Consider the following 25,736-nt stretch of genomic DNA (forward strand, 5'->3'; position numbering starts at 1 on the left):
TCCTGAGCGGCGATCAGTGAGAATGACCCACATGGGAGAGCGCTGCGGCGTTCGGTTTTTCCAAGGTGCAAGTGGCCACCCCATCCCAATCTATACCGATGGTCGGATGTTCGATGCTGAACTTCGTATTCAGTTCAGCCTCCACCTGTTTCATCACGGCGCGAACATCGACGCCTTCCATCGGCTGCACCTGAAGCGTCGCCAGCACACGGCCGGAGGTCAGCGACCAGACGTGGATATGGTTGACGCTCTGGATACCCGGAACCGTTTTCATAAGGTGTTCGGATATCTCGACGCTCCCGGCGTTGTCAGGCGCCCCCTCAAGTAGGATGTGCAGCGTATTCTTGAGAAGTTTCCAGGCGCTGCGCAGGATCAGCAGAGATACCAGCACGGACAGGATGGGGTCGATCGGGGTCCAGCCGGTATAAAGGATGATAACCGAAGCGAGGATCGCGCCGACCGATCCCAGCAGATCGCCCATGACGTGCAGCACAGCGCCCTTGACGTTGACGTGATCGGTATCGCCGCGGGTCAGAAACCAGAGGACGAAAATGTTCACCAGGAGTCCGATAACCGCGACAAGCATCATGGGACCGGCGAGAATCTCGTAAGGTTGCTGGAAGCGCTCGATCGCTTCGTAGATGATCCAGCCGACAATGCCGAAGAGTGTAAGCGCATTGACGAGACCAGCAATTACCTCGAAGCGAGCGTAGCCAAATGTACGCCGACTGTCGATGGCACGACGACCCAGGCGGAAAGCTACATAGGCGAGGCCGAGCGCGATTGCATCGGTGAGCATGTGGCCGGCATCGGCAAGCAGCGCGAGCGAACCGGAGATCACACCGCCGACAGCCTCCACGATCATGAAGGTGAAGATGATGAAGAAGGAGATGAGGATTTTGCGCTCGTTGTCCTTCGTGACTGTCGGGACATGCGAGTGGTCATGATCGTGATCGTGACCATGATCGTGGCCGCTGCCGTGGTTATGGCCGTGCTTGGAGTGGTCGTGACCGTCATGGTCGCTGTGGGAGTGTGATGAGTTTGCCATTGCTCGCTTCCGGTTGCATCAAGTCAACAATTGAATAGTTGTTCAAGTGTATGCCTGTCAACCGGCCGTGCGACTTTTTTTGCCATCTGCCCGAAGCCTCTAGGACCGACGAACCGTGACGGCGTACAGGGCAATGCCAACGCCTTCGACGTTGAAGATCTAGCTGATCCTAGAAATCAAAAGGGCAGCCCGAGGATTGCCCTTTTCGACACCGCAATGAACCGGGGGACACCTACGGGAGCAGTTTGGTGCTCGCGATCAGAGAGCAGGAGGTAGCATCAGGCGGCCGCCGGGGCGTCTTCGGCCGGATAGCCCGCCTCGGTGAGAACGGCACGCAGGTCTGCCTCGGCCACAGATGATTCAACACGGACCTCACGCTTGAGCGGATCAGTCTCGATCTTCGCGGCGGCATCGACGCTTTGCAGCGCCTTGGTTACCGACTTGGCGCAACCGCCGCATGTCATGTTGGGAACGGTGAAGAGATATATGGAGGGCTCCTTGAATTGAGTCCTCTGGAAAATGGGGCTTTCCACCGTTGGAAGGTCAAGAGGCAAAATTCAGAAACTTTCCGCTTGACCTTGCCACCGTTGTAAGCCGCAAGCATCCGCCATGCCACGACCGCAATCCTCAAGCGCCACGGGCTCGTTTTGAGACTTCGGCATCTTGAACTGGCGGTGGCATCGCCTCTCTCGACCATCTCCCTCTTTCATGCAAATATTGAACAGTTGTTTATGTGTTCAAATGTTGTATGATCTGGCTGTGACCCGCTACGCGCGATACGTCTCGTCATCGCGTGAATGCTCGACAATCGGAGAGGGACAGTTGGCTTGCCTATGGTCCGAGAGCATATGATCCGGACGGCGGCCCTCGGATGAAGGAGACCGCCAAGTTCCCTGACTCCATCGAGCTTCGTCACCTTCGCTACTTCATAGCCGCTGCCGAACATGGCAGCTTCCGAAAGGCAGGGAGTTCGTTAGGACTATCGCAATCGGCAATCAGCCGTTGCATCGCCGATCTCGAAGACAGGATGGGCGCGTCCCTCTTTCACCGGCACGCATGGGGCGTGTCGCAGACCTTTGCGGGGCAGCGTTTCCTTCACCGCGCGCGTCGGGCTATCAAGACGATAGACGAAGGCGCTCACGAAGTTGCCGCCGCAGGACGATCCGAGCAGGGACGAGTGCGGATCGGCATCTACTCGTCCATCGCTTCGGGCTTTTTGACAAAGCTGCTGGCAAGCTATGGTCGGTCTCATAAAGACGTCAGGATCGAACTGATCGACGGCGATCCTGCCGAACACGTCGCGGCCATCCGCCAGTTCCGCCTCGACGTCGCCTTCTTGACCGGCGACCGGGAATGGCCCGGATGCGACCGGGCGCCTCTGTGGTCCGAGCGGGTTTTCGTTGTGCTGCCCGACCTCCACCCCCTGGCGGCTTTGGACGAGGTGATGTGGGGAGATCTCGCCGATGAGCCCTTCATCGTCAGCGAAGCCGCGCCGGGCCAAGAGATCCATGACCATCTGGTGCGGGAGTTGGCGGACCTCGGCCGGCATCCCGAGATCCAGGTTCAATCGGTCGGTCGGGATAACCTGCTGCCGCTGGTAGCGATCGGCCAGGGTCTGACGCTAGTGAGCGAGGCCATGACGGTGGCCGCGCTTCCAGGCATCACATACCGACCCATCGCCGCCGAGGTGCTTCCATTTTCGGCGGTCTGGTCCCCCGCGAACGACAATCCCGCGTTCCGCAGGTTGCTCTCCATGGCAAAGGCGGCGTCTGCCAAGGCTATGAGGCTCAGGCAAGCGGCTTCGCAGATTGGGGCGAGCGACGTGCTTTTGCGAAGCCGCGATCTGTCGCAATAAATCGCTCCAGCATCGGCACAATGAGCCTGACGGGATCGGCGACGGGCTGGCCGCTCTCGCGGGCCAGCACCTCGGCATAGTCGATCAGATCGCGGTGGAGCGGCGCGGGCAGCTCCACGGTGATCTTCACGGGCTTGTCGTCGGGCAGCGGGCCGAGTTTCAGCTTGGTCATGGTCAACCTCCTGCCGGCTCGAACACAAGGTCGCGGGTCACGATGATCCTGATCGGGAAGCCGGGACGGATGGTGAGCGTCGGCGCGACCTGCAACTGGCGCTGCACAATCTGCTGGCCCGCCTGATTTACGGTGTCCTGCGCGCCGTCGCGGATGGCCCGGATCAGCCGGTCCTCGTCGCTGGTCGCCAGCTCCGCGCCGACTGCGAGCAGCGTGGAGAGGCCAGCCGCTTTCATCAGATCCCACCAGTGGTAGTCGATCCCGTCCTCAAGGCCGGCATACCCGCTGGCGTCCGCGCCCGGCAGGCGTTCAAGGACGACGGAGCGGCCGCCCGGCAGGATCAGGCGATTCCAGACAAGCAGGACGCGGCGCTGGCCGAAGGTCACGCCGTCATCATACTGGCCGATGATGCGCGTCCCCTGCGGGATCAGAAGCAGCGATCCGGTCGGGCTGTCATAGACGTTTTCCGTCACCTGCGCGGTGATCTGGCCCGGAAGGTCGGAACGGATGCCGGTGATGAGCGCGGCCGGGATCACGGCTCCCGCCTGCAATATCCAAGGCGATGCCGGCGGAGCGACGCGATCCGGAGCGACGGTCTGCCGGTCCACCGGCCCGTTGAGGAAAGCGGTATGGCGATTCTGGCCCGCCGTTCCGTCCGGTTGTCCTGTGAGCCCAGCCAGTCCGGGCATGGCTGTTCCGGCCGGACCTCCCGTGCGTGGGCCGGACTGGAAAAATACGTTGCTCAACCGTGCGGCTTCTTCTTCCGCGAGGCGGCGTTGTTCTTCGGGATCGACGGCAGGGGTTGTGATGGCAGGCGGAACGACCGGCTGTCCCCGATTTTGTGCATCGAGGATTGGCCGGCCAAGGTCGCCCGGCAATGCCGGCCCCAGGATCGGGCCAGTATAATCGCGCGGGAGACCGGCGAGGCCATCCGCAGTGGGACGGTTCTCGGTTGAGTAGAGTTCGCCTCCTCCCGGCCCCGCCTCGCGGGTCTGGAGCGCATAGATCAGCGCTCCCCCGACGCCGAGAAGCGCGGCGGCGCCGACGCCTGCCAGCACCTTGCGGGACAAACGGGTGACGCGGGGCGGCTCGGCGCGCAACCGCATGGGCGCGGCGGTGTTGGTATCGCTCATGAAGACGATCCTCCCGTGGTCGCGTCGGCCGGCTGGGTAGCGGCCTGTCTCTGCTCGATGCGGACGATTCTGACCACCTGCTGGCGGTCACCGCTGCCAAGGCGCAGTTCCGCCGCGCCGAACAGCCTGTCGACGATCAGGACATTTTGGTGGATGCGCGAATTGACGATCTGCGGTTCGCCGTCGGAACCGAGAACGAACAGGGGCGGCATCTCGCCCTGCACGATGCCGCGCGGGAAGACGACATAGACGCGCCTTCCATCATCGAAGACGGAGATTGGCCGCCATGGCGGGCTGTCGCCTTGCACCTGCAAGCCGTAGCGATAGTTGCGCGCGGCCTCGGCCGGGATGACGGGGACCGACGGCGCGGTCGCCCGGCTGCCCGGCGGCGGTGCCGGATACGCCCATGCCACGGCAGGCATATAGAGCGCTTCGCGGGCGCGAAGTTCGATCATGTAGATGCGCCGGTCGGTGGTGATGACGAGGTTGGTCGAGATGTCCGGCCGGGTTGGCTTCACCAGCACATGCACTCGGCGCGTCGGACCGCTTCCGCTCTCTGTGTCGCCGATCACCCACCTGGCCGTGTCGCCGGCGGCGATCGGTCCCGCGCCGGTCAGGTTCTCGCCCGGCTCCAGCGCGATGGTGGTGATCTGTCCGACGGCGGCATAGACTTGGTAGAGCGCGCCTTCCGACCAGGGATAGATCTGTATGGCATTGTAATAGCCTTCGCGACGCGGCTCGACACGGGCGGCTGCATTGGCGTTCTCGACGCGGCCGGTGGCCGTGCCGGCAGCCTCGCCGCCCCGCGCCACATTCCAGGTGGGCGGCACATGCAGCGGCCTTGGCCGTGCATCGGTGATGGGAGCCTGCGCGGCCGGAAGAGGCGGGACATCGGCGTCGTAGCTGAATTGCGATGTCTGGTTGGTGGCGCAGCCAGCGAGCATGGTCGCGGCAAGCAACAAAGCCGGAAAGCCAAGTTTACGGAAAACCGGAAAAGCGGGGTTACTCAAAGACATGCGGATCATTGACTCATCTCCCGCGACCAGTTGATCGCGTTGACATAGATTCCCAAGGGATTGGCGCGCAGCCGCTCGGCGTCGCGCGGAGGCTGGATCACGATGGTCAGGATCGCGGTCCATCGCTCGGTGGTGGAAAGCTGGCCGTTCTCGTAGTGCCGTTCGGTCCAGGCCACGCGAAAACTGTCCGGCGACGCCCGGATGATGCTCGACACCTCGACGGCGACCTGCTGGCGGCCGACGCGCGTGAACGGGTCGTTGGCCCGAGCATAATCGTTGAGCGCGACGGCGCCGCGGTCCGTGGTCCAGTCATAGGCCCTGAGCCAGTTCTGCCGGACGATGATCGGATCGGCGGGCAGTGAGCGGACCTGCTCGATGAAACGGCCGAGATGGAATGCAATCTGCGGATCGGTCGGCCGAAAATCGGCCGTAGCCGGTGCGACGGCCTGGGCCTGACCGAGGTTGTCCACCTGGACCACCCAGGGCACGACGGTTCCGCGCGCCGATTGCCAAACGAGAGCCCCGGCAAACCCGACCGAGAGGATCAGAGAGCCGAAGGCCATGAGCCTCCAGTTTCTCGCCTGCACACGGGCCGAGCCTATACGATCGTCCCATACCTGGGCCGCACGCTGATAGGGTGTCTCGGGCTCCGGCACCTTGCCGTAGTGGGTCGTCGGTCGCTTGAAGATATTCATGTCCGGTCACTTTCAGAAAGGCTGACTGAGGAGCCGCCACCGCGGCTGTCGCCGGAACGGACGGCATGGGCGGCAGCCGTGACGCCGTGGCGCATGGCCCGGCCGCGCCGCATCTGCTGCGCCCAGTTCGGCGAACTATCAGGGGTTGAAGGAGTTGACGGCGCAGGCGACGGATCTCCGCCGACAGTGCCCATGGTTGAACTGCCGCCGGATGCCGCGAACCCAGCCTTTGCGCCGTCCGAGTAGCTCGATTTCACGCCGTCGGTTGTGCGGGAAATCGCGCGCTTGAGAGGTGAGACCGACGCTGCCGCACCCGCGCGCGCCACACCGCCTAGGCCGGACGCGACACCGGCAGCGCCGGTCTCACCCATGGCGCCAAGGGTATAGGCCGACGAGGCTGCGCCGGCAGCGGAGCCACCTCCACGCGCGAGCGCTGCGCCGCCCGAAAGTGCAGCCCCGCCACCCCGCGCGGCGAGCATGGTCGCACCACCCGCCGCAATCGCCGCACCACCGACAGCCAGGCCGGTCCCGACGGCGGCTCCGGCACCGAGCTGCGGACCGCCGGAAACCAGCCCAGTGGCAATGCCGGGACCGAAGATTCCGAGGCCGAGAAGCGACAACGCCGCCAGCACGATCGCCATGGCGTCGTCGATGGTCGGGGTTGCGCCGCCGAAGCCGGCGGTGAACTGGCCGAAGAGTGTCGAACCGATGCCGATGATGACGGCGAGGACCAACACCTTGATGCCGGAAGAGATGACGTTCCCCAGAACCCGTTCCGCCATGAAGGCGGTCTTGCCGAACAGGCCGAAGGGGATCAGCACGAAGCCCGCAAGCGTGGTCAGCTTGAACTCGATCAGGGTGACGAAGAGCTGGATTGCCAAAATAAAGAAGGCGAGGATAACCAGTGCCCAGGCGAAGAACAGGCAGAGGATCTGCACCAGGTTTTCAAAGACGGCGATCCAGCCCATGAGGCTGGAGATGGATTCGAGCAGCGGCCGCCCGGCGTCGAGCCCGATCTGCGCGACACGGCCAGGGCGCAGGAGATCGGCGGCCGAAAAGCCGGTGCCGGAAGCCATGAGGCCCAGCCCGGCGAAGCTCTCGAAGACGATGCGTGCGAGGCTGTTCCAATTGCCAATGATATAGGCGAAGACACCGACAAAGATCGTCTTCTTCACCAGGCGCGCGAGAATGTCGTCGTCGGCGCCCCAGGCCCAAAACAGGGCGGCGAGCGTGACGTCTATGACGATCAGCGTCGTCGCGATGAAGGCAACCTCACCGCCGAGCAGGCCAAAGCCCGAGTCGATGTAGCTGGTGAAGATACCGAGAAAATTGTCGATGACCCCCGTTCCGCCCATGATTATCGCTCCCTATTCGGGCCAAGCGTCGACTGCGCGGGCGACCGTCCGAGGAAGCGGTCGCGGGTTTCGGCCCAGATCGCCAAGCATTCGGCGTCATTGGCCGCCGCCTCGCCCATTTCCTGACAGCGACGCTGCCCCTCGCGCAGGGGATCGACCTGTCGCGTCTGCAAAGGAACGGAAGGCGCCGGACGGGCTACATCCTCGCGGTTCATCTCGATGATCGCCGCCGTGATGGCGACGGCTACGAATACGATGGCCGCGATCCGGGCCAGCACCTTCCCCTCCATGATGGGCCTCCCCGGCGTCAGTTGAACATCTGGGCGTTGCCGGGCTGGTAGCCCGAGCCCGGCGTCAGGAACCCGAGGTGAAGGCGGCCGGCCTGCTCGATCCCGATGGTGTCGTCCTTGGCCGGTATGATCGCGAGTATCTGCGCCATGATGGACCGGAGCATGTGCTGTGCTTTGCCCCGACACGTTCGGGCAAGGGCGTCGGCCTGGTGGTGCCGACGCTGTTGACCTGGCCCGGCTCGGCCATCGTCCACGACATCAAGGGCGAGAACTGGCAGCTTACCTCGGGTTTCCGGGCACGCCATGGCCGCGTGCTGCTCTTCGACCCAACCAACCCAAAGTCCTCGGCCTACAATCCGCTGCTCGAGGTGCGCCGCGGCGAGTGGGAGGTGCGCGACGTCCAGAACATTGCCGACATCCTCGTCGACCCCGAAGGCTCGTTGGACAAAAGGAATCACTGGGAAAAAACCAGCCATTCGCTCCTCGTCGGCGCCATCCTTCATGTCCTCTATGCGGAGCCCGACAAGACCCTCGCCGGCGTGGCACGATTCCTCTCCGATCCGAAGCGCCCGGTGGATTCCACCCTGCGCGCCATGATGGAAACCGCGCATCTCGGTGACGCAGGACCGCACCCCGTCATCGCCAGCGCCGCGCGGGAGCTGCGCAACAAATCCGAGAACGAGCGGTCCGGCGTGTTGTCGACGGCGATGTCGTTTCTCGGCCTCTATCGAGATCCGGTCGTGGCCGAGGTCACGCGCCGCTCAGACTGGCGCATCAGCGACATTGTGGGAGGCGATCAGCCGACCACGCTCTACCTCGTCGTGCCGCCCTCCGACATCAACCGCACCAAGCCCTTGATGCGACTGCTGCTGAATCAGGTCGGCCGCCGCCTGACCGAGGATCTGCAGGCGAACACGGGGCGGCATCGGCTGCTCTTGATGCTCGACGAGTTTCCGGCGTTGGGCAGGCTCGACTTCTTCGAGACGGCCCTGGCCTTCATGGCGGGCTATGGTCTCAAGAGCTTCCTGATCGCGCAGTCGCTGAACCAGATCGAGAAAGCCTATGGCCCGAACAACTCTATCCTCGACAACTGCCATGTGCGGGTGAGCTTTGCGACGAATGACGAACGCACCGCCAAGCGAGTCTCGGACGCGCTCGGCACTGCTACCGAGATGAAGGCGATGAAGAACTACGCCGGGCACCGGCTGTCGCCCTGGCTCGGGCACCTCATGGTTTCGCGCTCGGAAACCGCCCGCCAGTTGCTGACGCCGGGCGAGATCATGCAGCTTCCCCCGCATGAGGAGATCGTCATGGTGGCGGGCATCCCCCCGATCCGGGCGACGAAGGCGCGCTACTACGAGGACGCCCGGTTTCGCGAGCGTGTTCTGTCACCACCTGAATTGCAGCGCCCTGAGGGAGCCCGGCCCGACGACTGGACCACGCTTCCGCTCCCGGCGCGGCCGGAAGCCGCCGTGGATGAGGACAACCCCACGACGGATGACGAGGATACGACCGAATCCGAACGCCGCTTGCAGCCAGAACTCAGCCGGGTGAAGCCGGTGGAGAAGAAAAAGCCCATCGAGAACGAGTTCGAGTTCAACCCGCCCGATGATGTGGACGAGGAGGCTGTCCAGAACCGGCGGATGATCCGGCAGGTCCAGGGGATCGCCCGGCAGGTTGCCATGGACCCGAACGACGGCATGGACCTGTAGGACCATGATGCAACGCAGGAAGAAATCAAAGGTCACGGTCTATCTCGATCCCGACGTGACCTCGGCATTGGCCGATTTTGCCGCGCGCCGGGATCGGTCGCAGTCCATGATCGCCGAGGCGGCCATCGCATCCTTCCTGTCGCCGGATGATGCTGAGCGCCGCGAGGCGATCGTCGCCAAGCGGCTCGACCAGATGGACCGCCGCATGACGCGGGTAGAGCGTGATGTCGGCATCGCCGTCGAGAGCCTGGCGGTGTTCATTCGTTTCTGGCTGATGACGACGCCTGCCTTGCCCGAGCCGGCGGCAAAGGCGGCAAAGGCCAAATCGGCCGAGCGATACGAGGCGTTCATCACGGCGCTCGGCCGACGCCTCGCACAGGGACCGAAGCTGCGGCAGGAGATTACTGAGGATGTAGCGGCAGCGGACGAATAGATCGTCAGGCGGAGTGCTTGCCTTAATGCCGATCCCGTAAACTACTTTTTCGCGGCGATGGCGCGACGAAGGCGAACGCTGCAACTATCGCAAAACCATTCTTAGGGCACGATCCAGCGTCCTTCCCAGCCGTGGAGCCCTTGCCTAAAGCTGCGTCGCCTGTGCGGCTCCGAGGAAAGATCCAATCGTTCCACATGGCTTATGACGATCTCGACCAGGCAGAACCGCGCATAGGCGGTCGCCGGATCGCTATCGTCGGTTTCCATTTCATTTGGCGAGGCCAGCACTGTCCCCGGCGGCAGTGCCGACCGAAAGAGGATATGTGTATGCGGGCGCAGCGCGTTCCAGAAGTCCCGCCGCCTCGTCTCGTCTTCGATAATCTCCGCTCGACCGTCGATGCGCAGTTGAACGACCCTCTCATTGTCGAAGCCGGCAAGCGATACGCACGGATTGGCCGTGATCTCCCGAACCTTGGGCGAACGCAGGTCGGTGATGAAGGACAGACTCGCAGATGCCTCGTTGAAGCTGCGCAGCACGATGGTTCGGATCTTCGGCGCACCGTCCTCGCCGACGGTCGCGAGTTGCATCAGCGTAAAGGGCGTTCGCTGTTTGACCGCATCGCCGGTCAGGGTCTGGCGTTAGCGAGCCTGTTCTTCGTGCAGGATGATATTGATGCAGGCCGCCTCGCGCGCCCCTTCGCGACGGAATTGCGCGTCGGATCGGACTTCTACCTGGTTTCGCCGCGCAAGCCGCGCCACCCTGAACCGACAGCGGATGTGCGGAGCTGGCTCCTGACCGCTGCGCGATGAACCGAATCACCTGACAAGGACCAGGGCGCTGCTTTCAGGCTTGGTCCTAGATGGGGTCACCGCCGTTCTCCTGTATTTGCGCGCTACGCTACTACGACGGTCGAAACTTGTTGAAACGACCCGATTTGGGTCTCTTTTAGTCATCCCCATCCGGGGATCGTCTCTCGCCTCCCCGGTGGAGCGGGGACGAGATGGCAGGCATCAACCACAAACAGGCAACGGTGGACCGCGGCGCGCGTATGCTCCGGACGGCGCTCGGGCCTGCCATCTCAACCTTGCTGCAAGACCCGTCTGTCGTCGAGGTCATGCTGAATCCCGACGGGCGCATCTGGGTCGACCGGCTGTCCGAGGGGCTGGCCGATACCGGCGAGATCCTGTCCGCCGCGGATGGCGAGCGCATCGTGCGGCTGGTGGCCCACCATGTCGGCGTCGAAGTGCATGCGCGCAGCCCACGGGTCTCGGCGGAGCTGCCGGAATCGGGAGAGCGCTTCGAGGGGTTGCTGCCCCCGGTGGTGTCCTCGCCTGCCTTCGCCATCCGCAAACCCGCCGTCGCGGTGTTCACCCTCGATGACTATGTGGCGGCCGGCATCATGTCCGAGGATCAGGCAGAAGCACTCCGCGCCGCCGTCCAGTCGCGCGCGAACATCCTGGTCGCGGGCGGCACGTCCACCGGCAAGACCACGCTGACCAATGCGCTGCTCGCCGAGGTGGCGAATACGCAGGATCGGGTCGTAATCATCGAGGATACGCGCGAGTTGCAATGCGCGGCGCCCAATCTGGTCGCCATGCGGACCAAGGATGGTGTCGCCACTCTGTCCGATCTGGTGCGCTCGTCCTTGCGCCTGCGCCCCGACCGTATCCCGATCGGTGAGGTCCGTGGGGCCGAAGCTCTGGACCTGCTCAAAGCCTGGGGCACCGGCCACCCCGGAGGGATCGGAACGATCCATGCCGGTTCCGGCATCGGCGCGCTGCGCCGCCTCGAACAACTCATCCAGGAAGCGGTCGTCACCGTGCCGCGCGTGATGATCGCGGAAACCATCGACCTTGTTGCCGTCCTCTCCGGGCGCGGTTCCGCCCGCCGCCTTGCCGAGCTTGTCCGCGTCGAGGGGCTCGGGCCGGACGGAGACTACCGAATTTCCTCAGCCTTTTCAGAACCCGACACCACTCACAACACTGGAGAACCTGCATGATCCGTCGTGCCTTCCGTATCCGCCACCATATCGTAACCGCATCGGCCTTCGCCTGGGTGAGCCTGATGACGTCCCCGGCCTGGGCCTCCGGCTCCTCCATGCCCTGGGAGGCGCCGCTGCAATCCATCCTCGAATCCGTCGAAGGTCCAGTGGCGAAAATCGTGGCGGTGATCATCATCATCGTCACGGGCCTGACACTGGCCTTCGGCGATACCGGCGGCGGTTTCCGGCGGCTGATCCAGATCGTCTTCGGCATCTCCATCGCCTTCGCGGCATCGAGCTTCTTCCTGTCGTTCTTCAGCTTCGGCGGGGGGGCGCTGGTCTGATGGCCGTGAGCTTCGAGGCCCTCGATACCGTGCCGGGCTTCGCGGTGCCGGTTCACCGCGCCCTGACCGAGCCGATCCTGCTCGGCGGGGCGCCCCGATCCGTCGCGATCCTCAACGGCACGCTGGCTGGTGCCGTCGGCCTCGGCCTTCAGCTATGGCTTGCAGGCATCCTGATCTGGGCCGTCGGTCACATCGCCGCCGTCTGGGCCGCCAAACGCGATCCGCTCTTCGTCGAGGTCGCGCGCCGCCATCTTCGCATCCCCGGCCATCTTTCGGTGTGAGGCACGAGCCATGATGAATCTCGCAGAATACCGTCGCACCGCCTCCCGCCTTGCCGACTACCTTCCCTGGGTGGCGCTGGTCGGCTCCGGCGTCGTGCTGAACAAGGACGGCTCGTTCCAGCGCACGGCGAAGTTCCGTGGTCCCGATCTGGATTCCGCCGTCGCGGCCGAGCTGGTCGCGGTGGCCGGGCGGCTGAACAACGCCTTCCGCCGTCTCGGCTCCGGCTGGGCCATCTTTGTCGAAGCACAGCGGTCGGAAGCCGCAAGCTATCCCGCAAGCCGCTTCCCCGATCCAGCCTCGGCGCTGGTCGATGCCGAGCGGAAGGCCGATTTCGAGGAGGAGGGCAGCCATTTCGTCTCTGGCTACTTCCTGACCTTCCTGTGGCTCCCGCCCGCCGAAGATGCCGCACGTTCCGAGTCCTGGCTGTATGAAGGGCGCGAGACCTCGGGCGTGAACCCCTGGGAACTGGTGCGCGGCTTCATCGACCGCACCGACCGCGTGCTGGCGCTGCTCGACGGCTTCATGCCCGAGTGCCGATGGCTCGATGACGCCGGCACGCTGACCTACCCAAGCCGGTAACCAGCTTCTCGCCCTCCAGTCGCAGCAGCTTTCCGACCTGATCGCGGTCATCTCGGCCAACGGCCGGGCCGACGCCCTGATGGAAGCCGAACGCGCGACCGCCGCCGAACAGGGCCGCATCCAGCGCGAACGCTTTCTCCGCCCATCGCGCCGAGCCATAGGTGGCGACGTTCTTCGCCTCGCGCGCGCGCCAGACTGACATGCCGATGGCGACCGCGATGGCGATGAAGCCGCCCGAGGCCGCGATGATCCCGCCCTTGGCGAAGATCGGCGGCGCATAGGCTTCATAGAAATACCACCACCAGAAGAGTGCGGGCGGATAGTAGATCGGGGTGCCGAACAGCTCGAACCAGGGCGGCCCGAGTTGCGCCTGATAGGCAAGGCTCCAGGCGACATATTGGGTGGCGCCCCAGGTGGTGGCGAGGATGATGAGGAAGACGACGCTGATCTGTCCCCAGAGGATCTTGGTGGCGGACATGGGGTTGGTTCCTTTCCGATTGAGGTCAGAGGCCGAGGCCGCGCTTGCGCCCGAAGTCCCAATCGACACCGCCGTCGTCGCGGGCGATGCCGGAGACGTGACGGCCGATCTGCTTCTCAATGGAGGGCGACCAGGGCACGAGCTGGAAGCCGAGGCCATCGTCGATCATGGCGAAGCGGCCTGAGGCGAGCGCGAAGCGCTGGCGATAGGAGCCGGCGACATATTCGCCGCTGGCGGCGCGCTCGAAGGACATGCCGGTCTCGGCCGCGAGCTTCTCGCCGAGACTGTCGAGTTCGCGCCTGCGCAGCGTGTTCAATAGCCGGCGAGCGAAGACGACGCGCCCGCCTTGCCGCTCCGCGAGATCCTCGCCGATCAGATGCTCCGCCCGCTCGTCCAGTGCCTGACGGACCTCGGCGCCGAAGCCGCTATCCGAGAGAGGAACCGGCTCGCGGGCGATGGCCTGGCGGTCGAGCCAGGTCGCGCCCGAGGCCCCCACCTGCGCACCGAGATCAAGATCGGAGCGGACAGCGAGCGCGACGCGGCGCGCACCTTGCGCATCTTCATAGGCGCGCAACTCGACGATTGAGCCGGGCGGGCTGTCACCGGCGGCATCGAGATGAGGGAGCTTGATGTGGTGGGTGCGTCCGTCGACGCCATCGACGACGGCATAGGCCGTGCCCTTCAACTCGTCGTCAAGGCCGCGCTCGACCAGGCGGCCGATGACGGGAACGTCGAGGCTTTCGCCGGCGAGGACATAGCTGGCCGAGCCGCGTTCGATGCCGCGCGCGATCAGGGCACGGTGCATGCGCTTGATGATGTCGCCGCGCTCGCCGAGTTCGCGCAAGACCGTCTCGGCCTCGGGCTTGATGAACCATTGCGAATGGCCGATCTGCCCGGCGACGCCGAGGATTTCGAGGGTGCGCAGCCGCCCGACCTTCAGCGTATGGAACTCGTCCTGCGGTCGGCTGGCGAGCGGGGCAAGATCGACGATGCCGGATTTTCCCGCATCACGGACAAGCTGCCGGTCGAGCTGGGTCCAGCGTTCCGCCTCGATCTGGGCCTCTAGCGCACGGTGAATGTCGAGATCGGTGCGCGGCCCCAGCTCCTGGGTGATGAGATCGCGCGCCCGGTCCCGCATCCCCTCCTTGATGTAGTCGCGGGAGATCACGAGGTCCTGCCCATCGTCACGAACACCGCGCACGATCAGATGGACATGCGGATGCGCGGTGTTCCAGTGATCGACCGCCACCCAGTCGAGGCGCGTCCCGAGATCCTTTTCCATCTGACCGACAAGATCGCGCGTGAATGATCGGAGGTCGGACATATCCGGCGCGTCGTCGGGCGAGACGATGAACCGGAAATGATGCCGGTCATCGCCGCACCGCTCCGCGAAGGCGCGACCATCGGCATCCTCCGTTCCCGGCCCGAACAGCCGTGCCTTCTCGCCATCTCGGGTCACGCCGTCACGGCGGAGATAATCGAGATGCGTTCCGAGCGGCGCGGACCATGCCATGTTGCGCACCACGCGCGCCTTGACGACGGCGCCGCGTGTGCGGGTGGTGATGAGACGATTGGCCTGGACGCTGGCGCGCTGGCCGCGCCCGAAGCGGGAGCGATTGCCGGAAGTCACGCGGCCGGATCGAGAGACGCCACCGCCGGCCTTCTTCGCGGCGGCGAGCGCCTGCGCGATGAAGGGCCGGGTCTGCTGAGCGCGGGTCGAGCGGATGCGCCCCGGCCTTATGCGGAACTCGTGTTCATCGGACATGACACAGCCCCGCACGGTGCAAGACAGTAAGGAAATTCAGGAGGATGGGCGCGAGGCGCACGGTGCGCGAATGCGCGGCACGGTGCGGAACGCGCCGAAAACATGAACAAAAACAACCGACCGACCGAGCCGCACCGTGCGCGCTTTTATCCTGCCATCTTCCGGTCGTGTTGCCTGCCGCCACCCCCAGCGCCGTCCATGATGCGCCAGAGCCCGATGCAATGCGAAATGCGCCGTGGAGGGTCATGGCCGGTCCCCACCGGCATGGCGCGTGACGAAGAGCCCCTCCGGCTGCGATGCCGTGAGGGATTCCGGTGCTGCCGGGAGGAGCGAAGAGGCGTGGTCCGGAGCGCGATCGGGCGATGCCGGATCGGCGGTCCGGGCACCGTCACCGCGCGCGACGAAGATCTCCGCTTCGCGCCAGTCGAGCGGTCGGGCGGGAAGCGCGCCGCCGCCGTCCGGCAATTCGCCGAGCAGAGCGGGAGCAAGCGCAGCGACATAGGCGCGTGTCTCGGCCGGCAGCGGTCGATCCGCCAGGCGGTATTCGTCATAGCGGCCCGGCCCGGCATTGTAGGCCGCGAGCATCGCGGCCACATTGCCGTAGCGGTCCCACATCTCGCGCAGATAGGCCGTGCCTGCGAGGATGTTGTCGCGCGCATGATAGGGATCGTGGCCAAGGGCGTAACGGATGCGCAGATCGGCCCAGGTGTCGGGCATGACCTGCATCAGCCCCATCGCACCGGCTGACGATACGGCGCGCAGATCTCCGGCACTTTCCGCGTGCATCACGGCAATGATCCATGCCGCCGGGATGCCAAAGCGTTGCGACGCCTCGGCAATATGGGCGTCGTGCGGATGCGCGGCGGCTGCACGATCCTGTGCAGCCGACTGCGCCAGAGCGGGCGGCATCACGGCGGCCGGGATTAGCAGGCCGGAAAGGAGAAAGAGGATGATGCGGCAGCGGGCGCCGCATCTCCCGGAGGCGGGTCGCGTGCAGGACGTGAACATCATCACTCCTGTTCGTCGCGCTTCTTCTGGCGGGTCCAGCGCAGGTTCCAGTCGCGGCCGTCCTCGTCCGACTGGAACAGGCGGGCGCGGATCGGCTGCTGGAAGGCGGGATCATCCAGCAGCACCGCGATGTATGGTCCCGCACTTTCCCCGGTGTGCTTCCACCCGGCGCCGACTTCCGGGCCATCTTCATCGCCGAGATGGATGCGGTAGGCCGGCGCCTTCTCGGACTCGGCATTGTCGGCCGGAACGAAGGTCAGTTCCAGGTCGAGCGAGAGAGTGCGAAGCTGCCCGGAAAAGCCGGATGGAGTGCGGGTGAATTGACCTATCTGTGGCATTGGAAGTTCCTTTCTCAAGCGGTGGAAAAGGTGCGGGCCGCGCAAGCGTCCCGCATTGGCCGCGCCGTCACCGCACCGGCGCGCGCCAGACGAAGCGGCCATTGCCGCCTTCGTCGGTGAAAAGCGGGGTAGCCCGGCCGATTACGGTCGAGGCCGGCAGCGGGCCGAAATAGCGTCCGTCGAGGCTGTCGCTCACGTCGAGGTTCATCAGGAAAACCTCGCCCTCGACGATGATGCGGCAGCCCTGCCACATCGGCAGTTCGCGCCCTTGGCTGTCGCGATCCCTCGCCTCGCCGAGCGGAACCGCATCGACCGTGATCGCGTGACCGTCGCGGCAAACCCACTGTCCCGGCAATCCGACGACGTGCTTCAGGAGCGGCACATCGCGCGCGATATAGCCGCGGTGGACCATGAAGTCGGCGATAGGCTCGGGAGGCAGGACGGCGACAAGATCGGGCACCTCGATCCTGTCGGCGGGCGCAATCATGTAGAAGCCGATCGGCACGCTGGCCGAAGCGTTCCAGACCAGCCTTGGCGCGGTCGGAACGCCGCTCGCGAGCATGATCGCGAGCGCGGCCACCGTTGCCGTGACTAAGCGGGCGCGGCTCATTGTCCGATCTCCCGGCGACGGAGCCATGCCCGGTGGCGCTCGTCCGTGTAGGGGCGCGGTGCCTCGCCCGCGTTCATCCAGTGACCGACGTGACGCCAGTGATCGGGGTCGACCTCGGCGGGGTCGATCCCGAGGGATTCGACGGCATCGACATGGCGAAGGACGTCCTCGACCTTGGGCCAGCTCTCGATCCGGAGCAGGATTTCGCCGCCCGGTCGCACGAAGGGGAGCGTTTGATACGCGCTGCCGGGCGCAACGGCGCGCAGGATGTCGATGCGCGAGATGATCGTGCCGTAGTCGTTGGCCGCCCAGCGGACGAAGCCGAATACCGCATCGGGTCGGAACGAAACGATGCGACGGGAGCGGTCGAGGATCTGAGATTCGACCTCGTGGCCGAACCTGATCCAGAACTCGATCTTCTTTTCCACCCATGTCAGTTCGACGCGGGTGAGATCGTCGTAGTGTGCGCGAGCACCGATCATGGCCGATCTCCTGATGTGTCGGGGAACTCGCGCGCGAGCAGTTCGCGCAGCATGTCGGCGACCGTGATGCCGCGATTGAAGGCCGCAACCTTGATGCGGCCGCGCATTGCAGGGGTGACATCGATGGTCAGCCGGGCGGTATTGGCGGGCGCGTCACCTTCGCGCGCAGCGGATGTGTCACCGGCCTTGATCCAGCCGTCGGGATCGGTCGGGCGCGCCGCAAAGCCGCGTTTGTCGGTGCGTCCGGTCATGACGCACCTCCGTCGTGGAACGGCAGCACCGTGGCGATGCGCGCCCGCGCGCGCTCGGCCATCTCGGGGTCGATCTCGCAGCCAATATAGCGCCGGGCGGATAGCCGGCAGGCTTCGCCGGCCGCGCCGGACCCGGCAAACCAGTCGCCGACCAGCCCGCCCTCGGGGCAGCTTGTGCGGATCAGGATCTCCAGCAGCGCGGAGGGCTTTTCGGTGGGGTGGATGGCCCGGCCGTGGCAATTGCGCAGGTAGATGACGGAGCGCATCAGGCGCGGCCCGCCGTCCTGGCTGATGTAATGCCCGGCGTCGATCTGGCCGGTATGGGGAGGACGGCGCTTGCGGCGAACCGTTCGCGCCGTTGCATCGGGCGTGGTCTGGACGTCGTTGTAGATGTCCCGCCAAGCCGTCACTGCTGGGTAGAATTGCACTGCCAGCTCATGCACACGTTTGAAGCGGTCGGCGTGAAACCCGGTGCCGTTCTGCTTTTCCCAGACGATCTCCTGCGCGATCCGCAAGCCGGCATCAGCGAAGCGGTCGGCAGTCGCCATGAAGCAGCGCAGCGAGCCGAAGACCCAGAGCGAGCCGGTCGGGCGGAGGGCGGCGCGCGCCAGCGCGATCCAGCCCTCGACGCGCCGGTCCCAGGCAAGAGAGGTGTCTCCGTAGGGCGGATCGGCGAGAATCATGTCATATGGCGCATGCCATGGCATTTCTTCTCGGCAATCGCCGGTGAGGATGGTCATGGCACGGCCCTCCCGATGCCCAGCCCTACGATCTCGGCGGTAAGCGCGGCGATCTCGCGGGCGGCGAGAGATTGGCGGTCGATCTCGCGGACCAGCCGCCCGGCCTGCGCCGCGTCGGCGAAGACGACGCGCTGACCGATGGCGGTGGCGAGCATCGGCGGATCGTGGTCGGCGAGCGTTTCGGCCGTCTCTCGGGCGATGACGGTGCGCGCGCCGCAGCGATTGAGCGCGAAGCGGGCCGTGAGCTGCGGCCGGTAGATGCGGGCCTCCGTAAGGAGGGCCAGCATCTCGGCCGAGGCCCAGCCATCGAGGGGCGACGGCTGCACCGGGATCAGCACCAGGTCAGCGGCGAGGAGCGCGGAGCGCATGAGGCCGGCGACGCGGGGCGGGCCGTCGATGACGATATGATCGGCATCACGAGCGAGTTCGGGAGCCTCGCGGTGTAGCGTGTCACGCGCGAGGCCAATGGTGCCGAACAGCCGTGGCAGGCCCTCGCGGGCACGCTGCTGCGACCAGTCGAGCGACGATCCCTGCGGATCGGCATCGACCAAGGTGACGCGATTGCCTCGGCTGGCCAGTTCACCGGCGATGTGCAGCGCCAGTGTCGTCTTGCCGACGCCGCCCTTCTGGTTGAGGAGCGCAATAATCATTTTCCGCCTCCCGGAGGATCGAGAGGAAGGCGGGGTGCTTCGGTGTCGTCGGAGGCTGTCGTTGCCTCTTGGTCAGAGGCGGATCGCGACGCCGGAAGGGTGGCGATTGCCCTCTTCTTCGCCTCTATACGGAGGCTTCGGGCGGTGTCGCGGATGAGGTTTTCCACATCGCGCGCGCGCTCTTCAAGGTTAGATTCTTTGTTAGACTCTAAGTTAAGGGCGCGATTTCGTGAGTGACTTCCGTGCGTTAGGGTCGGTTTCGGTTCCCGATAGCACGATAGTCCGGTTCCCGATAGCACGATAGCCTGGGTTCCCGATAGCACGACGCCGTTCACAGGTTTTCCACAGGGCGGAACGGGCTCGAAAGCGAGCAGCATCCGCCCGCCGATCTCGGCCTCCAGGAACAGGGTGTAGCCCGGCAGCGGCTGGCGGCGGATGATATCGCGCAACTCGAAAGCGAAGCGCTTGAAGGGCGACAGGCTGCCGGATTTCTGGTGGAGATGGTGGAAGTCGAAGCGCCAGCCGTCGCGCTGGCGACCGCCGTGCTTGCGCACCAGGCGGTAAAGCCAGCGGTCGAGGCCGCCGGTCAGGTCGAAATAGGTCCGGTCGATGGTCAGCACGAGGGCATCGTCGAGAACGGCCTGATAGAACCAGTCCGGCACGATCATCTCGATACCGTCAGGTCGGCCGTTGCGGTCGGTGCGCTCCTGCCACTCGTTGATCCAGGAAAAACGATGCCGGCGTCCTTCGGCCGGTTGCCGGATCGACGTCGAGATCGTGGTCGATTGCAGCCGGTCGAGCGCGGCCTTCAGGCGCTGGTAGTCGCGAAGCGACGTGCCGCGCCCGACCCAGGTGAGGATTTCGTAGGGTGTGGCAGCCATCAGTCGGGACGTCCGAAGCCCGTTATCGCGGGCTTCGACGATCTGGCTGGCTGCCCAGATCAGGATGTCGGCATCCCAGATCGTAGCCATGCCATGATCGGGAACCGCTTCGACCCGGATGGTCACATTGCCGGCGGCGAAGTCGATGGGCGCAACGCGCTTCGACTTGGCGAGGGAGAAGAAGGGATAGGCCATGAGATCCTGCGCGTCTCGTGGCGCGAAGTCGCCGGGGAGCGCCCTGAACAGGTCGAGTTGCCCGCGCTCGGAAAGGGATCGACGTCGCACCGCCATGAAGGGAACCCGAAGGGGTCAGCGAGCGTAGCGGCCGGCTTGCGGGCCGGTCGGAATGGCTTGTCGCTTGGCAGGAAGCACGGAACCGCGCGGGTCGGAGGTGGATGTTACCGCGCCGCGGTCGGCCCATGTTTCGAGATCGTCGATGGCATAGACGACACGCCCGCCGAGTTTACGATAGGCCGGGCCGGTGCCGTAGGTGCGGTGCTTTTCGAGGGTGCGGGCCGAGAGGCTGAGAAATTCGGCAGCTTCCTTGGTGCGCAGAAAGCGCGGCGGCAAAACGACGGGTTCGTGCGGCATGGAACGGGCCTCCGTGGTGTTGGGACGGCCGCTGCGGATCAGCGGCGGGCAACGACCACAGTGGCGAAGAAGCACCGGCGAGTTGCAGGGCGAAGTTGGGGAGTATCGAAATCGCCCACCATCGGGCGCGCGGGACCGCGTTATCGTGGACGGCGATGACGCAGCAGTTTTCGATAGCCGCCGGCGACCATGGCTCGGGCATCGCGCAGGAGCGATTTGACGGCATGACGGGCCGAGGACGCCTGCCACTCGTCGCGGTCCAGGCGAGGGATATTCAGCAGAACCTGCGCGATTTCCTGTTGGGTTGCACCGGCGCGCTGTCCATCGAAGGCTCGCAGCATGCGTCGAAGACGCGCGCGCTGTTGCAGGGTCAGACGGCTATCTGGCGGGATGGCGCGGCCATGCAGGGCGGCGAGGAAACGGCGTATAGCTTCGATACGGTCGAAACCGTCGAGATCGAGCGGGACCACCGCGACGGCGATTTTACCGCCATTGAGGGCGCAATCCAGTATCTGGAGATGTTGCCCGTTGCCGAGCGCGAGGCGGAAGTCACTGCCGGCGCCGTCCGCGGTGACGTGGACTCGCCGGAGTGCCGGGGAGTTGCTGCCGAAGGCCAACGGAGCCTCGGTCAGCACCACGACACTCGTGTCTTCTTGAGGCAGCCAGAATATCGGGGCCTCAGGAGGCGCGGTCCGGGGATCGACCGGGAAATCGCAACCCCCACCGCTGCCGAATTCGTTCGGTCAGCGGTTCGGGGGCTCCGTGGCCAGAGGCGGAAGCTTCGAAATCGGCGTCATACGCTTCGTTGCGGCGAAGGCATTCCCATGCCAGGTCGGATGCAGTTAACGCATCCAAACGATCGTATTCCGTCGAAGAACGCCAGGTCGATGCGTCAGGTGTCATCGCGGTCTCCCGAGTATTCTCTAGGGGAATGGGAAGTTTCAGGATTCCCGCGTGAGTTGAGTTAGGGAAGTCAGATGAAGGGCAACGGGTGATGCGTCGTGCGCATCACGTTCAACTCTTCCGCTGGCTTTCGCGGACCAGCTCGCGATAGCCGTATTCGGTCATCCAATGCGCGCGGGCAAGATGGGAATCATGGACGACGCGGCAGCGTTCTGGCTCACGCTCGGGATCGAGGCCGAAAAGGACATGCACGGCCTCGCGCCAGTCCGCACCGTCGCGCTCGGCGTCGAGGAGTCGCATATAAAGCTTCATATGCTCGCGGTCATACGTTGTCAGCGAATCGCTGGATGGCGGTTTTTCCAGAAACGCTGCTGTTGACTGGCCCATTGCTCTCTCATCGTCCCGCGTGACTTTTTTAACCATCTCCCTCGGGAGATCGCCATCCTTTTTGACAAGAGCGCGTCGTCGCAGAGACAACAATATTACCGCTTCGCGTTGCTGCCATCGTGGAGCAGCAGCACGCCTTCGCCCTTGTCGGTGGACAGGAGAACGATTCCGGTCGCTTCGAGTGCCCGGCGTACTTCATCGCGCGTAGACTCATACACCTCGAGTCCGTTCTCGGATTCGAGGCGCTTGAGCGCGGTCAATGATACGCGGGCCTTGTCAGCGAGCGTCTCCTGCGTCCAACCCAGTAACGCGCGCGCGGCCCGTGACTGTCGGGCGGTGATCATACATGATCACCTCCCATTCGGACCTGCACGCACTCCAGAACTACGACTATTTTAGTCGTTCTGTGCTGTTGCGCCAGCCTGTTTTTGCGCGGAAACGCCTTGTTTGGTGAAACTTGGCCGTATTGCCGTCTATCTGATTCGGTTGCTGCGTAGCTGCGACGTTTCCGAAGGGTCAGGGAGAGGAGGATGGGCTTGGGAAGGAGGGCGAGGGAACCGTCGCCTCCTTCCCATGGGAGGGTTCAAGGGAGGGGCTTCAGCTCTTCCCTTGGGGAGGAAGTTTGAAGGAGGGGGCTTGCACCTTCCTTTGTGGGGAGAGCTTGAGAGGGGCGGTCTGCCCCCCTCTCATAAGCGCTGTCGAGCAATCGATCCGCTCGTCGGGGCTATATTTCTTGCGGTGAAACAGCGGCCGCGCGGGTGAACGTGGAAAGGCCCGGCGGCTTGCGCCGCCGGGTTCCGGACTTCCGGCTCAGAACGGGATGTCATCGTCGTCGATGAACTTGCCCTCGTCGTTCTCGGTCTGCTTCGCCCGGCTCAGGAAATCGACCGTCTCGGCGATGATCTCGGTGCCGTAGCGGTCATTGCCCTGCTGGTCCTTCCACTTCGTGTAGTGGATGCGGCCGCGAACCAGAACCTTCATACCCTTGTCGCAATGCTCCTGGACCGTCTTGCCGAGGCCGTTGAAGCAGGTGATGCGGTGCCATTCGGTGTCCTGGACCCGATACCCGTTCTCGTCCCGAAGGACGCGGCCTTCCACGTAGCGGGGGCGCGAGGTGGCCAGGGTGAAGTGGGTGATGGCGGTGCCGCCCTGGGTGTTGCGGGTTTCGGGGGACTGGCCGATGTTGCCGGCGAGGATGACGATGTTCTGCATTGTAAGTCTCCGTTGCTTCTCGGAGGGACCATCCCTCCGACGAGACCCGGCCAAGGCCGTCGGGAGACTCCCGCAACTGCCGCCCTTGCGGCAGCTCGCCCCTAAGGCCCCAGGTGGAGCGGGCAGCCGCGCCCCGCGCGGCAACACGGCTGGGAGCCGCGGGGGTTGCTGGTGGAAACCGAACGGACTTAGGGGATCAGTCAGTCGGAGGGATTGGTGCCTCGGAAAACGCGAAAACGGGGACGCACAGCAGATCCATCGTCCTCGCCGGCAACAGCGAACAGACAGGCCCTTGAACCCGCAACACGCGGCACGGCGCCAGCGCACGCCCTTCTCTTGCCGGCCAGCCTCGTGGTCGCGCAGGAAGGTCCGTCATTCGGGATGGGAACGGGTCCCCTATCGGGTTCTTGGGCACGGAATGGAAAGGCTTCGCCTTCAATGGCCGTGGCGGTCCAGAAGCGTTGTGGCAAGGGCGGTGAAGGTGATTGCAGCCGCATCCACTACACGAAGTGGAAGGGTCATCGGGGCAGGATCGCCCGACTGAGGCACCGATCATGCCGATGACAGATTTCCGTGCGGGCGAAGCAGGCCGGGAGAGATGGGGCGAGTTCAACGATGAACCGACTGCCCATCATTTGTGCCGGAAGCCCGGAGCCCGGCGGCGCAAGCCGCCGGGCTTTGCGGCAGGAACAAAAGTCGCTGCCGCCGTTTCAACGCGAGAAGACGGACTCGCCGAGAGCGTTGAGATTGATGACGGCCGAAATGCCGATCACGAGACCGGCCGTGCCGCCGAGGAGGTTGAGGAGCAACACTGAGTCGATCGAGTTCTTGGTGATGCCATAGACCAAAGCATAGCCCGCGATCACGGCGGGCACCGCAAAGAGCGCGAGCGCGATGAAGCGCAGGATCGGGTTCCTGGCGAAGCCGAGGACAGCGATCACCAGCGCAATCGACAGGAGAGCGGCGCCGCCGCCGGCAAGGCCGGACATAAGCACGCCGGCTCCCGCACCCCAGGCATATTGCGCGGCGGTGATGGCGGCCATCACCGGCAAAGCATAGATCGCAAGGTTGAAGGCGATCACGCAGGCGGTGATGGTCAGTGAAATGGCGAGCAGGATCAGCGTCATGGAAACCTCCAGCGGAACGGTTGAGTTGCGCGACAGGCTGCCGGAATATGCGCTCCACCTGCGACTATGCTGCTTCGCCGGTTCTTCAAGGATGCTCCATCAAAGGCGGATGCGGGCCGACTGTCAAGGTTTGGCGGCCTTTCGGCCGCCAGAGGGCGGCGCTTACGCGCCGCCGTCGAACTTCATGACCGGGATGCCGAGTTTGCGGGCCTTGTCCGCGAGGTTCTCCTGAATCCCGGTGCCGGGGAAGACGAGGACGCCGACCGGCAGCACGTCCAGCAATTGATCGTTGCGCTTGAAGGGCGCGGCCTTGCCGTGCTTCGTCCAGTCGGGCCGGAAGGCGACCTGTGGCACCTTGCGGTGATCCGCCCAACGCGAGGCGATCAATTCGGCGCCCTTCGGCGAGCCGCCGTGCAGCAAGACCATGTCCGCGTGCTTGGCATGGACCTGATCGAGTTTCGCCCAGATCAGCCGGTGATCGTTGAAGTCGGCACCGCCGGTCAGGGCGACCTTCGGGCCGGCGGGCAGCATCACCTCGGTTTCCGCCCGGCGTTTCGCGGCAAGGAAGTCGCGGCTGTCGATCATCGCGGCGGTCAGGTTGCGATGATTGACCATCGAGCCGGTGCGTGGCCGCCAGGCGCTGCCGGTGTGGTGCTCGAAAGCCTCGGCGGCGATGTCGCGGAAGAGTTCCATGCTGGCGCGCCGTTCGATCAGGGTCTGCCCCTCGGCCGTGAGGCGTTCGAGTTCGACCGATTTCACCTCGCTGCCGTCCTGTTCCCGCTGAAGCCGGCGCTGCGCCTGCTCGTTCATGTCCAGATCGCGTTCCACCCGGCCGGTGGCGCGGTGGAAGAGATTGACGGCGCCCCAGAGCAGCTCTTCGAGGTCGGGTTCGAGGCGGGTGTCGCCGAGCGTCGCGACGAGGGCATCGAAGATATCCGTGACGGCAGCGGCGACGGTATTGCCCTCGGGAAGGGGCCGGGGATCGGGTTCGTCCTGGAACGGGCGCCAGCCGTAGAGCTGGAGTTCGGTGAGGGCGTGATCGGTCTGGGAGGAGGTGTGGACCGGCTCGTCGCCTGCAAATTCGGTTTCGTTCGTCATCGGTGGCATCCTTCGTCTGGAGACCGCGCCCATCGCGGCCTTCGCAGGCGTCGAAGCGCACGGGCGGGACGGGTTGGCAGCCCTCGCCCGCTCCGCGAGGGCCTTGATGGCCGGGAGCGGGCTATTTTGACTTTCGCGATGCAAAGGCGGGGCCTGCCCCGCCGGCGGAAAATAGTCCGCTCCCGGCCATTGCCTGCCCGGCCCGCTTGTGCGCCGATCGCCCTCTCAGAAGGCCGTGGGCGCGGGACTCTCCGACGCAGGATGCGTCTGCCGATGACAGGTGAGCGAAACCGGCAGGCGACGGGACGGGCAGCGCCTCC

The 25,736-nt window shown here is 64.9% G+C and carries 32 protein-coding genes and 3 pseudogenes; 9 read left to right on the plus strand and 26 right to left on the minus strand.

Annotated features, from left to right (window positions below; genetic code table 11):
* Positions 1–13: 13 nt before the first annotated feature.
* Together ACFOMH_RS17495 and ACFOMH_RS17500 are read right to left on the minus strand one after the other, a co-directional pair.
* On the minus strand, positions 14–1,048 hold the full coding sequence (locus ACFOMH_RS17495) for a cation diffusion facilitator family transporter (RefSeq protein WP_272019973.1): 1,035 nt from the start codon (positions 1,046–1,048) through the stop codon (positions 14–16).
* A gap of 278 nt (positions 1,049–1,326) precedes the next feature.
* Positions 1,327–1,581 carry a heavy-metal-associated domain-containing protein gene (locus tag ACFOMH_RS17500; protein WP_272019974.1) on the minus strand — a complete coding sequence of 85 codons (255 nt, stop codon included), beginning with the start codon at positions 1,579–1,581 and terminating at the stop codon, positions 1,327–1,329.
* Positions 1,582–1,919: 338 nt separating this feature from the next.
* On the opposite strand from ACFOMH_RS17500, the gene ACFOMH_RS17505 reads away from it, so the two are divergent.
* A complete protein-coding gene (locus tag ACFOMH_RS17505) occupies positions 1,920–2,903 on the plus strand; it encodes a LysR family transcriptional regulator (protein WP_272019975.1) in 984 nt (327 codons plus the stop codon).
* Here ACFOMH_RS17505 and ACFOMH_RS17510 read toward each other — a convergent pair.
* Genes ACFOMH_RS17510 through trbK-alt form a run of 6 tightly spaced genes read right to left on the minus strand, consistent with a single transcriptional unit; the run spans position 2,836 to position 7,564 of the window.
* Entirely contained in the window at positions 2,836–3,075 is a 240-nt protein-coding gene (locus ACFOMH_RS17510) for a DUF2274 domain-containing protein (protein WP_272019976.1), read from the minus strand. The genes ACFOMH_RS17505 and ACFOMH_RS17510 overlap by 68 nt on opposite strands.
* Before the next feature lie 2 nt (positions 3,076–3,077).
* Positions 3,078–4,208 (minus strand): TrbI/VirB10 family protein, encoded by a 1,131-nt coding sequence (locus tag ACFOMH_RS17515; protein ID WP_272019977.1) that lies wholly within the window; start codon positions 4,206–4,208, stop codon positions 3,078–3,080.
* Positions 4,205–5,233 (minus strand): P-type conjugative transfer protein TrbG, encoded by a 1,029-nt coding sequence (gene trbG / locus ACFOMH_RS17520; RefSeq protein ID WP_377746113.1) that lies wholly within the window; start codon positions 5,231–5,233, stop codon positions 4,205–4,207. The genes ACFOMH_RS17515 and trbG overlap by 4 nt, the downstream gene beginning before the upstream one ends.
* Positions 5,230–5,919: a conjugal transfer protein TrbF gene (gene trbF / locus ACFOMH_RS17525; protein WP_272019978.1), complete on the minus strand. Its 690-nt coding sequence runs from the start codon at positions 5,917–5,919 to the stop codon at positions 5,230–5,232. Before trbF ends, trbG begins: the two co-directional genes overlap by 4 nt.
* Positions 5,916–7,274 carry a P-type conjugative transfer protein TrbL gene (gene trbL / locus ACFOMH_RS17530; RefSeq protein WP_272019979.1) on the minus strand — a complete coding sequence of 453 codons (1,359 nt, stop codon included), beginning with the start codon at positions 7,272–7,274 and terminating at the stop codon, positions 5,916–5,918. The genes trbF and trbL overlap by 4 nt, the downstream gene beginning before the upstream one ends.
* Before the next feature lie 2 nt (positions 7,275–7,276).
* Positions 7,277–7,564, minus strand: a complete 288-nt coding sequence (gene trbK-alt, locus ACFOMH_RS17535; protein ID WP_272019980.1) for a putative entry exclusion protein TrbK-alt — start codon at positions 7,562–7,564, stop codon at positions 7,277–7,279.
* Positions 7,565–7,638: 74 nt separating this feature from the next.
* Between trbK-alt and ACFOMH_RS17540 the strand changes: the two are divergent.
* Positions 7,639–9,276: pseudogene (locus tag ACFOMH_RS17540) on the plus strand (conjugal transfer protein TraG); the annotation flags it as partial.
* Positions 9,277–9,280: 4 nt separating this feature from the next.
* The gene (locus ACFOMH_RS17545) at positions 9,281–9,709 is read left to right on the plus strand and encodes a CopG family transcriptional regulator (RefSeq protein WP_272019987.1); all 429 of its coding nucleotides are present in this window, start codon (positions 9,281–9,283) and stop codon (positions 9,707–9,709) included.
* 101 nt (positions 9,710–9,810) lie between these two features.
* Here the strand turns inward: ACFOMH_RS17545 and ACFOMH_RS17550 are convergent, their stop codons facing one another.
* The gene (locus ACFOMH_RS17550; protein WP_272019986.1) at positions 9,811–10,296 is read right to left on the minus strand and encodes a pyridoxamine 5'-phosphate oxidase family protein; all 486 of its coding nucleotides are present in this window, start codon (positions 10,294–10,296) and stop codon (positions 9,811–9,813) included.
* Here ACFOMH_RS17550 and ACFOMH_RS17555 point away from each other — a divergent pair.
* The 6 genes and pseudogenes from ACFOMH_RS17555 to ACFOMH_RS17580 form a co-directional block, all read left to right on the plus strand.
* Positions 10,291–10,518, plus strand: coding sequence for a hypothetical protein (locus tag ACFOMH_RS17555; RefSeq protein WP_272019985.1), 228 nt, complete (start codon positions 10,291–10,293; stop codon positions 10,516–10,518). The genes ACFOMH_RS17550 and ACFOMH_RS17555 overlap by 6 nt on opposite strands.
* 239 nt (positions 10,519–10,757) lie before the next feature.
* Positions 10,758–11,708 (plus strand): P-type conjugative transfer ATPase TrbB, encoded by a 951-nt coding sequence (gene trbB / locus ACFOMH_RS17560; RefSeq protein WP_449301458.1) that lies wholly within the window; start codon positions 10,758–10,760, stop codon positions 11,706–11,708.
* The gene (locus ACFOMH_RS17565; protein ID WP_272019983.1) at positions 11,705–12,034 is read left to right on the plus strand and encodes a TrbC/VirB2 family protein; all 330 of its coding nucleotides are present in this window, start codon (positions 11,705–11,707) and stop codon (positions 12,032–12,034) included. The genes trbB and ACFOMH_RS17565 overlap by 4 nt, the downstream gene beginning before the upstream one ends.
* Complete coding sequence (locus tag ACFOMH_RS17570) at positions 12,034–12,315, plus strand: VirB3 family type IV secretion system protein (protein ID WP_080620506.1); 282 nt, start codon at positions 12,034–12,036, stop codon at positions 12,313–12,315. The genes ACFOMH_RS17565 and ACFOMH_RS17570 overlap by 1 nt, the downstream gene beginning before the upstream one ends.
* A 10-nt stretch (positions 12,316–12,325) precedes the next feature.
* Positions 12,326–12,883, plus strand: a pseudogene (locus ACFOMH_RS17575) (conjugal transfer protein TrbE); the annotation flags it as partial.
* Positions 12,882–13,094: pseudogene (locus ACFOMH_RS17580) on the plus strand (hypothetical protein); the annotation flags it as partial. The pseudogenes ACFOMH_RS17575 and ACFOMH_RS17580, both read left to right, overlap by 2 nt.
* A gap of 304 nt (positions 13,095–13,398) precedes the next feature.
* Here ACFOMH_RS17580 and ACFOMH_RS17585 read toward each other — a convergent pair.
* From ACFOMH_RS17585 to ACFOMH_RS17665, 17 genes are all read right to left on the minus strand, one after another.
* Complete coding sequence (locus ACFOMH_RS17585) at positions 13,399–15,138, minus strand: relaxase/mobilization nuclease domain-containing protein (protein ID WP_377746115.1); 1,740 nt, start codon at positions 15,136–15,138, stop codon at positions 13,399–13,401.
* 243 nt (positions 15,139–15,381) lie between these two features.
* Positions 15,382–16,146 carry a lytic transglycosylase domain-containing protein gene (locus tag ACFOMH_RS17590; RefSeq protein ID WP_377746145.1) on the minus strand — a complete coding sequence of 255 codons (765 nt, stop codon included), beginning with the start codon at positions 16,144–16,146 and terminating at the stop codon, positions 15,382–15,384.
* Positions 16,147–16,148: 2 nt separating this feature from the next.
* On the minus strand, positions 16,149–16,484 hold the full coding sequence (locus ACFOMH_RS17595; RefSeq protein WP_116223334.1) for a DUF736 domain-containing protein: 336 nt from the start codon (positions 16,482–16,484) through the stop codon (positions 16,149–16,151).
* Positions 16,485–16,551: 67 nt separating this feature from the next.
* Positions 16,552–17,094 (minus strand): S26 family signal peptidase, encoded by a 543-nt coding sequence (locus ACFOMH_RS17600; protein WP_377746117.1) that lies wholly within the window; start codon positions 17,092–17,094, stop codon positions 16,552–16,554.
* Complete coding sequence (locus ACFOMH_RS17605; RefSeq protein WP_377746118.1) at positions 17,091–17,576, minus strand: DUF2840 domain-containing protein; 486 nt, start codon at positions 17,574–17,576, stop codon at positions 17,091–17,093. The genes ACFOMH_RS17600 and ACFOMH_RS17605 overlap by 4 nt, the downstream gene beginning before the upstream one ends.
* The gene (locus tag ACFOMH_RS17610; RefSeq protein WP_377746119.1) at positions 17,573–17,827 is read right to left on the minus strand and encodes a hypothetical protein; all 255 of its coding nucleotides are present in this window, start codon (positions 17,825–17,827) and stop codon (positions 17,573–17,575) included. The genes ACFOMH_RS17605 and ACFOMH_RS17610 overlap by 4 nt, the downstream gene beginning before the upstream one ends.
* Positions 17,824–18,567 (minus strand): DNA-methyltransferase, encoded by a 744-nt coding sequence (locus ACFOMH_RS17615; RefSeq protein ID WP_377746120.1) that lies wholly within the window; start codon positions 18,565–18,567, stop codon positions 17,824–17,826. Before ACFOMH_RS17615 ends, ACFOMH_RS17610 begins: the two co-directional genes overlap by 4 nt.
* Positions 18,564–19,217 carry a ParA family partition ATPase gene (gene parA / locus ACFOMH_RS17620; protein ID WP_377746122.1) on the minus strand — a complete coding sequence of 218 codons (654 nt, stop codon included), beginning with the start codon at positions 19,215–19,217 and terminating at the stop codon, positions 18,564–18,566. Before parA ends, ACFOMH_RS17615 begins: the two co-directional genes overlap by 4 nt.
* On the minus strand, positions 19,214–20,293 hold the full coding sequence (locus tag ACFOMH_RS17625) for a replication initiator protein A (protein ID WP_449301459.1): 1,080 nt from the start codon (positions 20,291–20,293) through the stop codon (positions 19,214–19,216). Before ACFOMH_RS17625 ends, parA begins: the two co-directional genes overlap by 4 nt.
* A gap of 114 nt (positions 20,294–20,407) precedes the next feature.
* The gene (locus ACFOMH_RS17630; protein ID WP_134726904.1) at positions 20,408–20,689 is read right to left on the minus strand and encodes a helix-turn-helix transcriptional regulator; all 282 of its coding nucleotides are present in this window, start codon (positions 20,687–20,689) and stop codon (positions 20,408–20,410) included.
* Positions 20,690–20,829: 140 nt separating this feature from the next.
* Complete coding sequence (locus ACFOMH_RS17635; protein ID WP_377746125.1) at positions 20,830–21,327, minus strand: DUF2285 domain-containing protein; 498 nt, start codon at positions 21,325–21,327, stop codon at positions 20,830–20,832.
* 40 nt (positions 21,328–21,367) lie between these two features.
* Positions 21,368–21,592 carry a transcriptional regulator domain-containing protein gene (locus ACFOMH_RS17640; protein ID WP_377746127.1) on the minus strand — a complete coding sequence of 75 codons (225 nt, stop codon included), beginning with the start codon at positions 21,590–21,592 and terminating at the stop codon, positions 21,368–21,370.
* Positions 21,593–21,703: 111 nt separating this feature from the next.
* Entirely contained in the window at positions 21,704–22,015 is a 312-nt protein-coding gene (locus ACFOMH_RS17645; protein WP_449301457.1) for a DNA -binding domain-containing protein, read from the minus strand.
* Positions 22,016–22,074: 59 nt separating this feature from the next.
* Positions 22,075–22,323 (minus strand): helix-turn-helix domain-containing protein, encoded by a 249-nt coding sequence (locus ACFOMH_RS17650; protein WP_377746128.1) that lies wholly within the window; start codon positions 22,321–22,323, stop codon positions 22,075–22,077.
* Between the two features lie 466 nt (positions 22,324–22,789).
* A complete protein-coding gene (locus ACFOMH_RS17655; protein WP_377746129.1) occupies positions 22,790–23,191 on the minus strand; it encodes a single-stranded DNA-binding protein in 402 nt (133 codons plus the stop codon).
* Positions 23,192–23,901: 710 nt separating this feature from the next.
* The gene (locus tag ACFOMH_RS17660; protein ID WP_377746131.1) at positions 23,902–24,318 is read right to left on the minus strand and encodes a hypothetical protein; all 417 of its coding nucleotides are present in this window, start codon (positions 24,316–24,318) and stop codon (positions 23,902–23,904) included.
* 162 nt (positions 24,319–24,480) lie between these two features.
* Positions 24,481–25,416 carry a DUF2493 domain-containing protein gene (locus tag ACFOMH_RS17665; protein WP_377746133.1) on the minus strand — a complete coding sequence of 312 codons (936 nt, stop codon included), beginning with the start codon at positions 25,414–25,416 and terminating at the stop codon, positions 24,481–24,483.
* Between the last annotated feature and the right edge of the window lie 320 nt (positions 25,417–25,736).

The sequence above is a fragment of the Paracoccus mangrovi genome, from assembly GCF_042648425.1.
Lineage (GTDB): Bacteria > Pseudomonadota > Alphaproteobacteria > Rhodobacterales > Rhodobacteraceae > Paracoccus > Paracoccus mangrovi.

Coding starts and splice junctions, on each gene's coding strand:
- ACFOMH_RS17625 (WP_449301459.1), bottom strand. CDS start 20,293: ATGGCCTATCCCTTCTTCTCCCTCGCCAAGTCGAAGCGCGTTGCGCCC.
- ACFOMH_RS17515 (WP_272019977.1), bottom strand. CDS start 4,208: ATGAGCGATACCAACACCGCCGCGCCCATGCGGTTGCGCGCCGAGCCG.
- ACFOMH_RS17570 (WP_080620506.1), top strand. CDS start 12,034: ATGGCCGTGAGCTTCGAGGCCCTCGATACCGTGCCGGGCTTCGCGGTG.
- ACFOMH_RS17630 (WP_134726904.1), bottom strand. CDS start 20,689: ATGCCGCACGAACCCGTCGTTTTGCCGCCGCGCTTTCTGCGCACCAAG.
- ACFOMH_RS17600 (WP_377746117.1), bottom strand. CDS start 17,094: ATGAGCCGCGCCCGCTTAGTCACGGCAACGGTGGCCGCGCTCGCGATC.
- ACFOMH_RS17550 (WP_272019986.1), bottom strand. CDS start 10,296: ATGCAACTCGCGACCGTCGGCGAGGACGGTGCGCCGAAGATCCGAACC.
- trbB (WP_449301458.1), top strand. CDS start 10,758: ATGCTCCGGACGGCGCTCGGGCCTGCCATCTCAACCTTGCTGCAAGAC.
- ACFOMH_RS17605 (WP_377746118.1), bottom strand. CDS start 17,576: ATGATCGGTGCTCGCGCACACTACGACGATCTCACCCGCGTCGAACTG.
- ACFOMH_RS17655 (WP_377746129.1), bottom strand. CDS start 23,191: ATGCAGAACATCGTCATCCTCGCCGGCAACATCGGCCAGTCCCCCGAA.
- ACFOMH_RS17505 (WP_272019975.1), top strand. CDS start 1,920: ATGAAGGAGACCGCCAAGTTCCCTGACTCCATCGAGCTTCGTCACCTT.
- ACFOMH_RS17665 (WP_377746133.1), bottom strand. CDS start 25,416: ATGACGAACGAAACCGAATTTGCAGGCGACGAGCCGGTCCACACCTCC.
- parA (WP_377746122.1), bottom strand. CDS start 19,217: ATGATTATTGCGCTCCTCAACCAGAAGGGCGGCGTCGGCAAGACGACA.
- ACFOMH_RS17585 (WP_377746115.1), bottom strand. CDS start 15,138: ATGTCCGATGAACACGAGTTCCGCATAAGGCCGGGGCGCATCCGCTCG.
- ACFOMH_RS17510 (WP_272019976.1), bottom strand. CDS start 3,075: ATGACCAAGCTGAAACTCGGCCCGCTGCCCGACGACAAGCCCGTGAAG.
- ACFOMH_RS17650 (WP_377746128.1), bottom strand. CDS start 22,323: ATGATCACCGCCCGACAGTCACGGGCCGCGCGCGCGTTACTGGGTTGG.
- ACFOMH_RS17545 (WP_272019987.1), top strand. CDS start 9,281: ATGATGCAACGCAGGAAGAAATCAAAGGTCACGGTCTATCTCGATCCC.
- ACFOMH_RS17565 (WP_272019983.1), top strand. CDS start 11,705: ATGATCCGTCGTGCCTTCCGTATCCGCCACCATATCGTAACCGCATCG.
- ACFOMH_RS17590 (WP_377746145.1), bottom strand. CDS start 16,146: ATGTTCACGTCCTGCACGCGACCCGCCTCCGGGAGATGCGGCGCCCGC.
- ACFOMH_RS17615 (WP_377746120.1), bottom strand. CDS start 18,567: ATGACCATCCTCACCGGCGATTGCCGAGAAGAAATGCCATGGCATGCG.
- trbG (WP_377746113.1), bottom strand. CDS start 5,233: ATGATCCGCATGTCTTTGAGTAACCCCGCTTTTCCGGTTTTCCGTAAA.
- ACFOMH_RS17645 (WP_449301457.1), bottom strand. CDS start 22,015: ATGGTTAAAAAAGTCACGCGGGACGATGAGAGAGCAATGGGCCAGTCA.
- ACFOMH_RS17660 (WP_377746131.1), bottom strand. CDS start 24,318: ATGACGCTGATCCTGCTCGCCATTTCACTGACCATCACCGCCTGCGTG.
- trbL (WP_272019979.1), bottom strand. CDS start 7,274: ATGGGCGGAACGGGGGTCATCGACAATTTTCTCGGTATCTTCACCAGC.
- ACFOMH_RS17495 (WP_272019973.1), bottom strand. CDS start 1,048: ATGGCAAACTCATCACACTCCCACAGCGACCATGACGGTCACGACCAC.
- trbK-alt (WP_272019980.1), bottom strand. CDS start 7,564: ATGGAGGGGAAGGTGCTGGCCCGGATCGCGGCCATCGTATTCGTAGCC.
- trbF (WP_272019978.1), bottom strand. CDS start 5,919: ATGAATATCTTCAAGCGACCGACGACCCACTACGGCAAGGTGCCGGAG.
- ACFOMH_RS17640 (WP_377746127.1), bottom strand. CDS start 21,592: ATGACACCTGACGCATCGACCTGGCGTTCTTCGACGGAATACGATCGT.
- ACFOMH_RS17595 (WP_116223334.1), bottom strand. CDS start 16,484: ATGCCACAGATAGGTCAATTCACCCGCACTCCATCCGGCTTTTCCGGG.
- ACFOMH_RS17610 (WP_377746119.1), bottom strand. CDS start 17,827: ATGACCGGACGCACCGACAAACGCGGCTTTGCGGCGCGCCCGACCGAT.